The sequence below is a fragment of the Fibrobacter sp. UWB1 genome, assembly GCF_002210325.1.
Classification (GTDB): domain Bacteria; phylum Fibrobacterota; class Fibrobacteria; order Fibrobacterales; family Fibrobacteraceae; genus Fibrobacter.
This window is the reverse complement of the sequence record NZ_MWQL01000002.1, coordinates 95,799-111,118: the sequence shown is the minus strand read 5'-3', so window position 1 is coordinate 111,118 and position 15,320 is coordinate 95,799. Positions and strand designations below refer to the sequence as shown.

5 protein-coding genes are annotated in these 15,320 nt (G+C 49.2%); 1 reads left to right on the top strand and 4 read right to left on the bottom strand.

What is annotated here, in order from left to right; all coding sequences use genetic code 11:
• Position 1 precedes the first annotated feature (1 nt).
• The gene (locus tag B7988_RS01995) at positions 2-9,265 is read right to left on the bottom strand and encodes a VWA domain-containing protein (RefSeq protein ID WP_088656643.1); all 9,264 of its coding nucleotides are present in this window, start codon (positions 9,263-9,265) and stop codon (positions 2-4) included.
• Between the two features lie 102 nt (positions 9,266-9,367).
• On the opposite strand from B7988_RS01995, the gene B7988_RS01990 reads away from it, so the two are divergent.
• Entirely contained in the window at positions 9,368-10,357 is a 990-nt protein-coding gene (locus B7988_RS01990) for a hypothetical protein (RefSeq protein WP_170930512.1), read from the top strand.
• Between the two features lie 7 nt (positions 10,358-10,364).
• On the opposite strand, the gene B7988_RS01985 is transcribed toward B7988_RS01990, so the two are convergent.
• The 3 genes from B7988_RS01985 to B7988_RS01975 all read right to left on the bottom strand — a co-directional run bounded on the left by B7988_RS01985 (position 10,365) and on the right by B7988_RS01975 (position 15,306).
• Positions 10,365-12,686, bottom strand: a complete 2,322-nt coding sequence (locus B7988_RS01985; RefSeq protein ID WP_073320730.1) for an NADP-dependent malic enzyme — start codon at positions 12,684-12,686, stop codon at positions 10,365-10,367.
• A 211-nt stretch (positions 12,687-12,897) separates the two neighbouring features.
• Positions 12,898-13,761, bottom strand: a complete 864-nt coding sequence (nadC, locus tag B7988_RS01980) for a carboxylating nicotinate-nucleotide diphosphorylase (protein WP_073320727.1) — start codon at positions 13,759-13,761, stop codon at positions 12,898-12,900.
• Between the two features lie 93 nt (positions 13,762-13,854).
• Complete coding sequence (locus B7988_RS01975; RefSeq protein ID WP_073320724.1) at positions 13,855-15,306, bottom strand: sugar transferase; 1,452 nt, start codon at positions 15,304-15,306, stop codon at positions 13,855-13,857.
• Positions 15,307-15,320: the final 14 nt, after the last annotated feature.

Sequence of the window (15,320 nt, the reverse complement as noted above, 5' to 3'; positions counted from 1 at the left end):
TTTACTTGTGGCGTTTCACGCCGGTCTTGAGCAGTCGATATTCCTTGTGACCATCGTTAAACTTGAAGTCGATTCTCCAGATGTACACGCCGTCACCCACCTTGCGACCTTCGGAGCTGCGCTCGTTCCAATAGAGGAATCCTAGCTTGGAATGGTCGTTTTCATTACCGCGGGAATCCATTTCCATTTCTTCCTTGGTGAATGTTTGGTTAAACGATGTTACCACATTGGAATAGTTATCGTAAATAATGACGCGGGCCTTGTACGGGGCAATAGACGAAATGCGGATCGTCTGCAAGGAATCAGGAACAGGTTCCCATTCCTCTTCTTCAGGGGGTATCCACTTCGGTTTCTTATCTTTCTTTAAAAGGCGAATATTGGAAGACACCTCGTAAAGGTAAATATCGCTGTTCTGGCCGCCCACCGACACGCCTCCAATTCCAACGGCATTCTTTTGAGGGTCAACATAACCCGAGGCGGGGTTTGTGCGAATGCAGTTGTCCACCAGCAAGTTGTTGTCCTTAAGGACAATCGTCCATTCCTTGCCAGATTCGCTAACCTTCGGTTCACCTTGAACGCGCAGTGCCATGCTCGCCGTATCGGAGCAGCGAGCGGAATAGCGGAACAAGTTTTTCCAAGGTTCCTTCTTTTCCTTGGTGGAAATCGGTTCGGACATTTCTACGAACAAGGTGTCGGGCGGAATGCCGTAAGAATCCTCAATGTATTCCACAGTCGGGACACGGCCAGGGTGCTTTTCCGCCTTCACGGGAACCGGGCCAATTTTATCCCGGAGTTCCACCTTTTGCGGGCGGTCGGCAGCAGTCTTTGTCATGCGCAAGTAAGGGGTCTTGTCCTTATCGGCAAAGGTCACGCCGTAATCGAACGGGTCCTTGATAATGGATTCCACCCAGTGGAAATCTTCACTCAAGTGCATTTTGCTCTTGGACGCCTTTTTCCACGTCTTTCCGGCAGCATTCCAAAAGACCGTATCGATGCTTACGATATTTTCGGAAAGACGCTCGATAAAGTGGATGCGAACGGAATCGGCGCGGCCATCCTTGTCGCTGTCGTAAATTTCGGCATAGTCTGCGGCAGAATAATCGGAATAGACAATCAGCGAGTCGCGGGACTTTAACGAAGACTCGTCGCCATCGACCTCGGCATAAATCTTGATGCGGTTATCGGAACTCTTGTAGTCGAAAACAGCATCGAGGCGCTTACTTTTCAGTTCCTTCTTGTCTTCGACATAGTAGAACGCCGATTTCACTTCAAATTCCGAAGAATACACATCGGTTTCTACAGCCTTAAGCTTAATGGTATCGCCGGTATCAGTGAACAGAATGACCTTGATCGTATCGCGGTCATACATCGACTTGCTTTCGGCCGTAACGCGGAGTACAAACGCCACGCTGTCGGTGGTTTCTGCAGAATCCAAATCCGCCCCGCCTTTCTTTTTCAAGAAACGGTAAGCGATTTCGATGTCATCGGACACCACGACGCTCTTGCGGGCGATGGTCTTGTACACAGGATCCTTGAATTCCGCTACAAGGGTATCCGTAGCATCGCAAGAAATCTTTCCGTCACCGCGTTTCGGCGCATATTCATTTTTCTCGATGTCCTTTGTAATCTCGTAATAGCCGGGCTTCTTTTCGGCAACCTTCAGGTCGCTTTCAATATCGCCAGAAGAGAGACAAGAAAGCGAAACCTTCAGAGTATCCTTTCCCCGCGTATAATCTTGGCTTTCTAGAGTCAACCTGATCTTTTTCGTCGATCTTTTGATAGACTTTCCGGCAGAATCCGCATTTACGATTTTGATACGGTCCCTTTCATCTGGAGCGGCCGGAGCTTCGCAGCCCTCAATCAAGACCCTCTCTGTGGTAAGCCAAGTGGTCTTTTCGCCCAGAACATCCCACGCCTCGGCATTGATTTGCAGTCCGCTTCTGCCAAACGCCTTTGAGGGCACCATCACGTCCCAGTAATCGCTGGTTCTGCTGCGGCGCACCATAGGCAAAGTATCGAAAGGCACCTTGTCGCTATTTCTATACAAAAGCTTTGCCGAGCTGACACCTTCAATGTCGCGTACCTCGAAGCTCAACTTCACCTCGGTTTGAAGCGTATCCACACAGCCTTCTGTCAAAAGCGCTATGCTGGATTTAAGGTTCTTGACATAAATGGTGTACGGATTTCTTTCCGGGGAAACAACAGAAGGTGTGCTTGCATCACGCCCCAGGGAATCCGTCGCCGTCACATAAAAATCAACACCCGGAGAAACCAGATAATCTTCAGGAACCGTGACCGTCCAAGTGCTATCCTTCACTTTTCTCATGGTAAGTTGCTTATATGTTGACAACGTATCTCCATGCGTGCGGACAAAAGCCTTCACGGATTTCATGGAGATTCTAGACGAAACGAGAACGCCGATATTCAAGGAATCCGATTTAAGTTCCTTGCCCACAAGGCCCGCGGTCGCCTTAGTCAAAGTCACCTTAGGCGGCAAGAAATCCTCTCGCCAGCTCGCCGTATCGGAAGCCTTTTTGCCGCGATAGCTGACGCCGATTTTAACATGGTGAATGTCGCCATCGATTATCGTATCCGGCGTCGTGTAGCATACCGTGTAACGGGTTTGCATGTCATGACGGATTTGGGCAAGGATTTCCCTCGTTTCCGTAATGCCCGCCGTTTCGTAATAGCGGCCTCCCGTTCCTGCGGACATGTCCTGCAAGATGTCGAAGCCGTAGTTGGAATGCGAGGTGGAATATTCTGCGCTTTTTTTGAACGCGATAGTATAGATGGAAGTCGCATATTTCTCGGCAAGTTCTACAACGGTAGAGGCTGTGTATTTTTTATGGTCGGATCTACCGTCCGAAAATACGATGATTGCCTTGGGTCCGCCTAAATCGGCCCCGAGTTCCACACCTGTGTAGGCACCGAGGGCGATGTCTTCGTACGCCCCGGTAAACTTTAGCCGTTTCACGGCACCTAAGAGGCTGTCCTTATCGGCCGTGTAGCCCTGCACCACTCGAACGGTATCTACGTAGCCGATAATGGCAACCCTATCGAACTCCTCCATTTCGTTCACAAAACGGGTTACATATTCTCTGGCCGCATCTTGAATGGCACCGATGGAGCCGCTTTCGTCAACAACAAATACGACAGATACGCCCATCACATTTTTCGGGCTTGTGACAGTTGCGGGGAGAGATTTCCCGTCTTCGAATAAAACGAAATCAGAAGAATCCAAATCGAAAATCGACTTTCCGCTGTTGGAATCCACCACGGAAACGATGCTGCAAATTTTAGGATGGTCGGCCGTGTTGATTCCTTGAATGTCGACTTTCGGAACGGTGGTCAGGTCCACTACATAATTTGCCTTTATGGAACAAGTTGTATCGATGGGGGTTACTTTCGTTTTTTCACTTGTGGGGTTTGCGATGGTCACATTTCCCTTGGTTACGGTCCATTTGCTGAAAACATATCCGCCGTACGGAATGGCCATGACGGTAGTGTCGCCGCCCGAAGGCAAAACGATGGCCCCGTTGGGATGTGACGTACCGTGATCGCCGGACTCGACTGTAAGCACGTACGGAACGGCAATCTTTGCAGAAAATTCCGCAAGGCTATCGCGAGCGAGCACGGGACCAAGCGACCAGTAATGCACCGCACCCTTTGTTCCCTGGAAGGACAAAATGCTTTTCCCGTTCACTTTTTTCAAACGGCCGGTCCTATTTTTCAAGTCGGTTCCGTAGCTGTATAAATTAAGATTAACACCAGAATCGGCAGAGATTTCTATAAAGTACCAGTTGGTATCAGGCGCGGTCCAAGACATGAACACCTGGTTTTTGAACCCGGTGGTGTCGGTATAGTAGTCTTTAGCAAAGACAAAGTCCTTGGAGGTGGCGCCTATGGTGTGTATAGTACCCTTGTTAAAGGTAGCCTTGACGGTGGCATTGTCCGCAGATTTTACCGTGGTGTTTGCGCTCTTGGTATCTCCGATATCCGGGGTGCCAGACGTAACAGCCCACTCCTTGAACTTGTATCCGAAATCCGATGTTGCGGTAATGCTTACCGTGCTCGTCGGACTTGCAGGTTTCGGAGTTGTGGGCGTCACCGTTCCATGACCATCCGAGACAACCATGATTTGAGCGGACTTTACGATTTTCACCGTAATGCGTTTACTGGAATCCGCAGAATAATACCGTTGGAAAGACCAATACTGGGGCACCCCGGCTGCCCCCTGGAACAGGTATGTGACAGGCAAGGTGTAGGTACTATAGGAACCTCTAAAGGTAGAATCCGTACCATAGTTCCAAAGGTAGCCACGGGTAATGTTACTATCGGGGCTTTCAATATCCAGGTAATACCAGCCGGAATCCGGAGCGGTCCATGTCAAGGCGACATCATACAGATGGCTCGAATGGTCCGTAAAAGCGTCCTTATTAAAGGTAAAGGTCTTTGCTGTTGTTCCAATTTTCTGAACAGGTCCCTTATGGAACTTCGCTTTTACCGTAGCATCACTTTCGATAGATACCTTTGTCGAACGCTGGGTTGAAGCGCCAATCGTCACACTACCAGAAACTTTACTCCACTCGTCAAAGAAATACCCCACCTTGCTGCTGGCCGTAATGGTTGTATCGCGTCCTTTATGCAGAGCAATCTTGCTATCCGTATTAATCGTTCCCATAGAAGCATCAACATTAACGGAAAGTTCATACCCCCTGCTTATTTTTACTTTACTGGATCCAGAACTGTCGCTAGCATAATAAGGTCCCAAGGCCCAATACTGCGGAATACCCGAAGCACCCGTGAAAGCGAAGCCGTTCTTGCCGGAATAGTAATACTTCGAAGAATATCTCGAGAACGAAGAATCCGTATCAAAACTATAGAGATAGCTGTATCCCGAAATATCGAAATCAACAAAGTACACACCAGAATCAGGAGCGGTCCAGGTCATGAATACATAGTTGTTGAATCTGCTGTTGTCGGTATACTTGTCCTTATAGAATATAAACTCACTTTCGTCATAACCGATATCTTGAATGGAACCTTTACGGAACGTGGCTTCAATAACAGCATCCTTGTTGACAGTCACCTTGGTAGAGCGTGAAGTCGGGTTCTTTATAGACGCACCGCCCGAAACCACTCGCCACTCGTCAAAGAGATAGCCCATATTTCCATAGGCGGTAACGGTAGTATCTTGACCTGCACCAATTTTTATTTCCGAATAACTCGATATAGATCCATTGCTGCCAGCGACAACCTTCAGGGATACCGAGCCCCGTATAGTCGCCGTAAATGAATTGTTAAAATAGCTGGAGCTATTGGGAGCAACGGTCCAATACAGTGTTTCACCCTTATTTTTTACGGTAACAGGGAAGCTGTACTTATTACTAAAACTCTTATAGGTATTATAAGACCTGAATGTGGAACTACTGCCAAAAGCGTACACATACACGCTTGCCTGCGGGGATTCAATATCCAAGATAAAGGTTCCCGTATCGGGAGGAGTCCATTTCAACGCCACTTCATATTTTTTGCGGTAAACAGAATCGGAATAGTAGTCAGTGCTAAAAACAAAAGACTTTACCGTTTTGTCAATTTCATAGATATCACCTTTTCTAAAGTGAGCTTGAACGGTGGCATCGTTGGTCGTGCTGACAAATGTATGGCAAGTATCTTTATTCGCAATAGTCGCATTACCGGACTTCACACTCCATTGATCAAATCGGTAACCAAAGCGAGTCGCCGCAGCGTCAATACTGTAGTCCATGCCAGAAATCACATCTGTATAGCCCGCGCTGGGAGTAACTGTCCCCAAGGAATCAGCCAGGAGTTTTATGACAAGGCGTTTTTCATTCAAATCTACATAATGGACCGAAATAGTATCCCCGTTGGCAATAGCGACACTGTAGGGCACCACTTTGAAGTTTACCGAGTCGCCCTTTGAAACGGTTACAGAGTCTATATAAGCGGTATACACACTTCTGGAAGCAGAGGTACTTGTGCAGCCCGCATTAGCGCACTTGTAATATGTAACATAGTTAGCTTGATTTTTACGTTTTACCACAATACCAAACTTACCGTCATCCGGCGCAACGAAACGGAAACGAACGCCATTAGTTGCTGAGCCACTGTAATAATTGTCTTTGAAGGTATATTCCTTGGGCGTATCGGTAACGCTATAAATTTCACCTGCAACAAAGTGGGCTTCAAGATTGCAGTCTCCCTTGACCGTGACTGTAGTCACAGCCGACGCCTTATCGGACAAGGTACAAGAACCCGAAACAATATCCCACTTTTTGAACTTATAACCAGTGTATGGAGTGGCAACAAGCCGAAGGGTATCCCCCGCAGCAGCCGTAGAATCGTCATAACGGTAATAGCCATTGATTGTGACATCGCCTTTTCCCAGGGTATCTATATGAACCCGGTAAGTACGTTTCACCGAAATCAATATGGAATCGGCAAACGTGACCTGCGAGACATTGTGATAATCACGGAACACATAATAATGCTTACCGGCCTCCGCAATGGCATCAACATTAGAAGACTTGTAGGTCCCCCCTTCAAAAGTTTCATCGGAATAAAGGTAACGATAATAATTGGTCGTGTTAGAATACGTAACAAACTTATAGGTTCCCGCAGTCGGAACATCGAAATAAGTCTGTATACCCATATAACCGTCGCGCATGACACCGTCTTTAAGGAAATTGAACCATTTGGGAGTTTCGCTAATTTCAAAAACTTTGCCTTCTACAAAGAATGCCTTTACCTTGCAATCCCCGGCGAGCGCCACAAAGGTGCTAACCTTTGCCGTATCGCGAATCGTACAGGAACCAGAAACTTTTTCCCAATGGTCAAAACGCGACCCATCGTCCGCAGTCGCCACAATCGAAATGGAATCTCCGGCAAATTTGTCGTCGCTGGAACCCAATTTACCATTGACTTTAACGGTTCCCGCTCCCGAAACTGCAGAGCTCACGTTTACGTTTTTGACAACCCATACCGAGAGAGTGTCGTTCTTGTCCGGAGAATAGGAAGAACTGGTGCTTTGCAAGTAGAAATAATATTTTTCACCTTCAGTGGCGCTAAACGCATTGGACGAGAGGCTACTCCTTGTGGTAAAGGTTTCGTCGTAAGCCCAAACATTGTTCGACAGGCTACTTTTTACAAAAAGAGTGTACCCGCCGTCTTCAGGCGCCGTAAACACGGTCCTGATGCCAAAACTTGAACCGATTTCAGAACGGTGAATGGCATAGTTGAATTTCGAAGACGTTGTAGAAATCGGATAAACACCACCCTCATCTTCTGAGAATACGGTTATTTTACAATCTCCATCGACAGTCACTTTTGCATTCTGGGCAGCGGTGTCGCTCAAGGTGCAGTTACCCGAAGTCACCTTCATGTACGAAAACCTCTTTCCGCTAGATGCAGTGGCGGAGATTTGTATGGTTTCGCCATTAATGTGCGTCGTGTCGTGGGAAGAACCGTTTTCAAACTTGGCAGAAACACCTTCGTCACCAACAAGCTCTATATGGTAAGTACGGTCGACGTTGAGCGTTAAGGATTGCGAGGCACCAGTGCTAAAAAGAAGGTACCGGCCGTCTGTATCGACGTTTCCCAAGAAAACCTGTTTGGTCGTAGTTCCACTATAACTTTTACTAGTTGTAGAAGGGAACGTTTTGTCGGAGCCATCATCATACAAATAAAAAGAAGTCGAGAGAGCCGGTTTAATCGTGAGCCTGTAGGTACCGGAATCTGTCGGGACAAATCCCGTATTTATTCTGTAATTGGAACCGCTGGCATAGCCATCGACACTAAACTTGTAGGTGACGGGGGTTTCGGTAATGGGCAGAATGGGAGCCTCTTTAAATTGTGCCCTGACAGAGCAATCCGTAGAAAGTTGAACCTTTGCAGTCACAAGGTTCTCATTGTCTATTTCGCAGGTACCCGACACCACGTTCCATTTGTCAAACATCTTTCCATACACAGATCCCGCAGTAATCGTGTAAGAAGAATCGGGGTCGCAATTCTTCGTGCTATAGCTTCCTGAGCCATAAACATCATAGCGTAAAGCATATTTTCGCTTCACCACCAGTTCAACATCATCTGTGCCGTAGTCTTCCAGTTGGCGGAACAAGATATAGTTGGACTTTCCCGCACTCATGCTCAAGGAGATTTGTCCATTACTAGCAAGCGTCTTTACCGTGGTCGCGTTAAATGAGGAACTTTGTCCATTGTCAATGTACTTGATACTTCTATTGGTCTTTACATGAATCACATAGGTGCCGGTTGCCGGGGCCTTGAATACGGTACGCAAATCATAATTGCCGTCTACCAAGAAAGCATGTTTGGCCAAGTTGAAAGACCTCGGCGTCGAAGAAAGTTCAAAGACTTCGCCCGTATTGAACACCGCCGTGACAACGCAATCGTTTGCTCCCATGGTAATGGTAGCCGTGGCAGAATTTTCATCGTCAACAGAGCAGCCGCCGGTCGTTTTCCAGTGGCCAAAGCGGTAGCCTTTATTCGGAGTGGCGGAAACAGTTTGCGTATCGCCTTCAATAAGGACACTTCCAGAGGGACCCAGTTTAACAGAACCGCCGCCCTCCACTTTAGTTGACAAATAATAGGCTAAAAACGCCTGAACCGTAGCCGTTTTGTCTTCGCTATCAATGTTATTTTCGGGAATAGCGATATAGTAATCATAAGGAGTAGAGCCGTACTCATCACTATAAAAATTGAGTCGACCATTTGAGAAATTTCCACCCGAGCTCATATAGCCATCAAAACCTGAGTGGCTTTTATACACGCTTTCTTTTTGAGTATAGTTCGAAATGGCAAGAGCCACCCTCTTGGCCCCCTGCTCGATTTTTACCCGGACCCCATAAACACCATTCGTCGTGGTCGAATTTTTTTTAAAGTCCAGCGTAGTAGGGGAACTTGCTCCAGGAGTCAGTGTATAAAAATAGTTTTGTTCTTTGGCGTAAGGTCTAAAACGGCAATAGCCACCTTCGTACGCCGTGGCAAAGGTCGACATGGAATGAACGTCGTCAATAACGCAATTACCACCATTATCCATTTTCCATTCATCGAAGGCATAGCCATCTTTGGTAGACGCTCTGAGTTGAATGGTATCGCCGGCAGAATAATCCCTAGTCCCTTTTGTAGAAAGAAGGTAAACACCGCCATTATCTTCTATGGAAACTTGTACAGCCTGCGCATAACTAAAAGCAAACAAAATGCACAATGCAATATATGCACGAATCATCAATGTTCTCCTAACATGGTCTTTTTTAGAGGGGCCTTTCCTACAAAAAATTTAGAATTTTTTTTATATTTTGCTACAAATTTCTTGATTCACGGGGTTATTTTGAGGAAATTCATACTCGTTTGCATTTCTTGCCTAATCGGCAATATTTTTGCCATGGAACTCAGGCCCTTTTTCAACGGCTATGCTCCCAGCAACGCATCTATCGTCACCCACCAGAAAAGCGTAAAATCCGAAAGGGACTGGGACAGCGAAAAGCAGTTCTCTGCCGGACTCGAAATGAACTTCGCCGCTGAATTTAGTCCCATTCGTTACGGTTTCGGCGCAGGCTACAAGAGTCCGCTAAAAGAGGATCACACCAAGATTGTCCCCGCCTCTATTCCCGTATGGGGAACCTTCGCTTTCGGCCGCATCAATACCGACGCCTTCTTTTCACCTTATGCCGTGGGCCGTGTAGGCGTTCTCCCCCTCATCACAGCTAACGGCAACTGGTGGGAACGCCCCTTCGACTTCTTTGTCGCCGGAGGCCTCGGCGTCATACTTCCCTACCGAATCGGCGTCGAAGTCAACTACGAATACGCCTCCGTGCTCAAGTCCTACGAACATAGCGACCAAAACTTTCGCATTTCGGCAGGCAAATTCGGCGCCCGCCTATCCATCGGTTTCGAAATTACTCGTGACAAAATTTACAACCCCCACGACCGAATCGAAAAGAGGGACGAATCCGCTGTACAAGAAGAACCTTTCGACGATGGCAGCGATGATAGCGAAACCACGTCCGCTATAGCAGATAGCGTCGCCCCCGTCCCCGAACAAGTTGTCGATTCTACTAAAGCCGCAGAACCTGTGCAGCCTGTAGAGACGGCACAGCCAGCGGCGGCTTCCGCAGAAAACGAGCCGGCGGCAGCCTCTGCAGGAACCAATCCTGCAGAAATTTCTTCTGAAGAAATGGCTGAACCCGAGCCAGCCGCCGAGCAGACGAAAAACGTCAAGGGAAAGAAAAAGGCTTCCAAAAAATCTACAACAAAGAAAAAAGCCTCCGTAAAAACGAAGGCTAAAAAAACGAAACCCAAAAAGAGTAAAAAGAAGTAGATTTATTCTACCACATCTTGTCGTATTTCTTGCGGCTCTTTTCTTCGTCCTTCTTTTCCTGAACGATAGCGTCGATTACGGCGGCAACCGTCAGGTTGAAGATATCATGCACAGAGGCGTCGGTATCGGTAAAGTGAACCGGCTTGTTCAGGCCCATCTGCACAGGACCGATGGATTCGCCCACGCCCATTTCCAAGAGCATCTTGCAAGTGGTATTTGCAGAAGAGAGGCACGGGAAAATCAGCGTATTGACCGTCTGGCCCTTGATCTTGTTGAAGGGGTACTTGGTATCGCGCAGGTCCTTGTCGAGCGCCACGTTCACCTGCATTTCGCCGTCAATCATGTAATCCGGGAACTGTTCGTGAATCATGCGCACGGCTTCGCGGGCGGTGTTGGACGTTCCGCGCGGAGCACCCTTGTCGCTGCCGAAGTTTGCGTAGCTGAGCATGGCCATCACCGGTTCGTGGGCAAAGAAGCGTACGGCGTCGTGCGTGAGTTTCACGATATCCACGAGCGTTTCTGCATCGGGGTCGCGGTTCACCAGCGTATCGGCCAGGAAGAACGTGCCCTTGCGGGTGCTCAAAATGTGCATGGCACCGAAGTGCTTGTATTCTTCGCGGATACCGATGATTTCCTTGGCAAGTTCAATCGTTTCGCTGTACTTGGAATAGCCACCAGAAATCAGGGCGTCGGCATCGCCGACCTTCACCATCATCATGCCGAAGTGGTTCGGTTCGAACATGTCGTCGCGGGCTTCGTCGAGCGTCACGCCGTTACGACCGTTTTCTTCGGCGTAGATTTCGGCATACTTGCGGCGGCGTTCAAATTCTTCCGGAGAACGCGGGTTCACGATCTTGATGCCCGTGAGGTCCAGCTGTTCGCGCTGGGCGATAATCTGGATGCGGTCGGGGTTGCCGAGCAGAATCGGGTGTGCAACGCCTTCAACCTTCGCCTGCACGGCGGCCTTGAGCATGTTGAGGTTGCTTTCGGCAAACACCACGCGCTTGGGGTTGCTGCGGGCGGTATCGCTAAACTGACGGATGAGCTTGTTGTCGTAACCCATCATGTCACGCAGACGGTCATAATAAGCGTCCCAATCGGTAATCGGCTTGCGGGCCACGCCACTTTCGATAGCGGCCTTCGCCACGGCGATAGAAACGTCGGTCAATAGGCGCGGATCCAAGGGCTTCGGAATCAAGTATTCCTTACCGAAGGTAAAGCGCTGGGCGTTGTAGGCGATGTTCACCACATCCGGAACCGGCTTGTGGGCAAGGGCTGCAATGGCGCGCACGGCAGCGTGCTTCATGTGTTCGTTGATGCAGGTAGCGCGAACGTCGAGCGCCCCGCGGAAAATGTACGGGAAACCGATCACGTTATTCACCTGGTTCGGATAGTCGCTGCGGCCCGTTGCAAAAATCAGGTCGCCACGGCTTGCCATGGCTTCTTCGTAGCTGATTTCGGGGTTCGGGTTGGCAAGAGCGAAAACAATCGGCTGGTCGGCCATGCTGCGGACCATTTCGCGAGTAAGGATGTTGCCCTTGGAAAGACCCACGAACACGTCGGCACCCTTCATGGCATCTTCGAGCGTTTCGATATCGGTGCGGTCGGTCGCAAAGAAAGCCTTCGCTTCGGTTAAGCCCTTGCGGTCCTTGCGGATGACGCCCTTACTGTCGCACATCACCAGGTTCTCTTTCTTGAGACCGAGCGACAAGTAGAGTCGCGTGCAGGCGCAAGCGGCTGCACCCGCACCGTTCACCACCATCTTCACGTTGCGAATGCTCTTGCCTGCGACTTCGATAGCGTTCAAAAGGCCTGCAGAAGAAATGATAGCCGTACCGTGCTGGTCGTCGTGCATCACGGGAATATCGAGTTCGGCCTTCAGGGTGTCTTCGATTTCAAAACATTCCGGAGCCTTGATGTCTTCGAGATTGATGCCGCCGAACGTCGGGGCGATTCCCTTCACGATTTCGATAAACTTCTTCGGGTCCTTTTCATTGATTTCGATGTCGAACACATCGATACCGGCATAAATCTTGAAGAGGAGAGCCTTGCCTTCCATCACCGGCTTACCGGCAAGCGCACCAATATCGCCGAGGCCAAGCACTGCGGTGCCGTTACTGATCACGGCAACCAAGTTACCCTTACCCGTGTATTCGTAAGCGAGGTTGTTATCCTTTTCGATTTCCAAGCAAGGAGCAGCTACACCCGGAGTGTACGCAAGACCCAGGTCGGTCTGCGTGCTATGCGGCTTGGTCGGCACGATTTCAATCTTGCCGGGCTTGCCCATGGAATGGTATTCGAGAGCTTTTTCCTTTAAGTCCTTGCTCATTCTTTTCTCCTTTTGGCAAATCTTACGTGGATTGCTTCGTCGCCTTCGACTCCTCGCAATGACGTTTGAACACCAATAACAAATTTCAGCGCGCAAGATAGAAAAATCAAAGGGCATTGTAAAGATTTCAATACCCTTATAAGAAAGATGTATTTTTTTGCAGTCTAAAAGGAGTCTAGACTCCCCTTTTGGGCCTTGGGCGCGAACGGTCTTATATTCTCATGGAAATGTCAAGGGCCTTTACACTATGTGTAAGAGCGCCGACCGAAATATAGTCGAGGCCGAGTGTCGCGATTTCCTTCGCGCGTTCAAGCGTCATGTTGCCGGAGCCTTCCACCAGGCACTTGTCGCCGCTTTCCTTGATAATCTTCAAGGCCTCCGCCATCATCTCGTTACTCATGTTGTCAAGCATGATGACGTCGACTCCCTTGTTCAGGAGCGCTCGCAGCTGGTCGAAGTTTTCGACTTCCATTTCCACCATCAGGCCCTGCTTGTTGTTCTTCTTCACCACTTCAAGCGCTTCGAGAACGCCACCGGCTGCCGCAATGTGGTTATCCTTCACCAGCACCATGTCAAAAAGACCCATGCGGTGGTTAGAACCGCCACCCACGCGAACGGCGTACTTCTGCAGAGTGCGGAAACCGGGAACCGTCTTGCGCGTATCGAGAACCTTGGTCTTCCCCGCCTTCAAGGCTTCCTGGAAGGTATGCGCAACGGTTGCCACGCCGGAAAGTTGCTGAATAAAATTCAAAAGCGTGCGTTCGCCCGTCAGGAGTTCGTGCGTCGTGCCGTCCATTTCGGCAATCAGGTCACCCTTTTTAACGACATCGCCGTCTTTCTTGTGGAGCGTCACCTTCACGTTCGCCTTGAGTTCCTGGAACACAAGTTCAATCACCGGAAGGCCTGCGAGCACGCCATCTTCTTTTGCAATCAGGCGCGCATGCTGCTTCTGGTCGGCAGGAATCGTCCATTCACTGGTCACGTCACCCGTGCGCACGTCTTCGGCAAGCGCCAAGCGAATCATCGTGAGAGCATCATCTTTCGGAAAAACTGGAGTAGAATTATCGCCGTACATAACTTAGTACCTTTTGTTAAAATGTGTAATGTGAGATGTGTAATGTGAAATGAAATATTTCATCAGTCATTCCACATTCGTCATTTCACATTTCTATTGAGCTCCTTTTCCAGTCAGCACCACATACACTGTGCGCATCAGAATCTGGAAATCAAGCAACAAGCTCATGTTTTCAAAGTAGTACATGTCGTACTGCAACTTGATTTTCACGTCTTCGGTGCTGGTATCGTAATGGTGGCACACCTGAGCCCAACCGGTCAGGCCAGGTTTCATTTTCAGGCGGCTAATATAGAACGGGATTTCTTCACGGAGCTTGGCAATGAACACGGCGCGTTCCGGGCGCGGGCCCACCATGCTCATGTCACCTTTAAGCACACACAAAATCTGCGGAAGTTCATCGATACGGGTCTTGCGCAAGAACTTGCCCACCTTGGTTATGCGGGGGTCGTCCTTGGTGGCCCACTGGGCGCCAAACTTTTCAGCATCGGTACGCATGGTACGGAACTTGTAGACCGTAAAGGGCTTGCCGTACAGGCCAATGCGTTCCTGCGAATAGAACACCGGGCCACGATCTTCGAGCTTGATTGCAATGGCGGCGAGTACGCATACCGGGAACGAAATTATCCCGAGGAAGGCGCCAAACAGAATATCAATCACACGCTTCACGCGCACCTGCCACAAAGGCATGGTAAACGCAAACAGTTCCTGCAATTCAAAACCATAAACCAGGTTCGCCTTGAACTGTCCATGCACCACGCTGTAGAGTTCAGGCACCAGGTAAATGTGAACCGGCTGGTCGCACACCCACACAAGCACGCGCATAATTTCTTGCGGCGAAGAACTTTCGTGCGCAATAATAATGCCCGTTACCTTGTACTTCTTAATGAGCGAAGCAAGGTCTGCATATTTTCCAAGCACCGGAACATTCGCAAATTCATGTTCCATGACCTGAAAACGTTCATCCACAAAGCCCACCACACGCTGGCCGCGTTCGGGAGTTTTCGCAAGCGCTTCGGCAATCTTTCGGCCCGCCTCGGTCGCACCCAAGACAAGAATGTTGTTCGCACCAAAGCCAAGGCTCAAGAGCCTACGCAGACAGCGGTAAATGAGCATTCTGAAGAGAATCACCAGGAACAGCGCAAAGCCGCCATAAATAAAAATCCAGGGGAATCGAGAACCGTACAGGTAACCTTGATTGAGCGGTTCGTTCACCATGACCTTACCGATAAATTCAGCGCCGAACAGGACTGCGATTACAAGCACGATGCCAATGAGCACCGCACGCAACACGCGCAAAACTTGGTGCGTACGCGACATCAACAGCCATGAACGGTAAAGCCCGGCGCAAGTAAACAGCACAAGCCAGCCCACATTGAGCACGAGGCCCATGTGCCAATATTCGGCAAAAGTCTTGCTAGGATCGAACTTATCGGCAATCCAACCACTGTGGAACTGCACCCAGAAGGCGAGTACAAAACAAATAGACAACGCCACGAAGTCCGAAAGGACAACGAGAATGCGTTCCAATGTAGCGGCGCGAATCATAACAGCCCTAAATT

Excerpts from the sequence above, each read along its gene's own strand:
- B7988_RS01975 (WP_073320724.1), bottom strand. The coding sequence starts at position 15,306 with ATGATTCGCGCCGCTACATTGGAACGCATTCTCGTTGTCCTTTCGGAC.
- B7988_RS01985 (WP_073320730.1), bottom strand. The coding sequence starts at position 12,686 with ATGAGCAAGGACTTAAAGGAAAAAGCTCTCGAATACCATTCCATGGGC.
- B7988_RS01995 (WP_088656643.1), bottom strand. The coding sequence starts at position 9,265 with ATGATTCGTGCATATATTGCATTGTGCATTTTGTTTGCTTTTAGTTAT.
- nadC (WP_073320727.1), bottom strand. The coding sequence starts at position 13,761 with ATGTACGGCGATAATTCTACTCCAGTTTTTCCGAAAGATGATGCTCTC.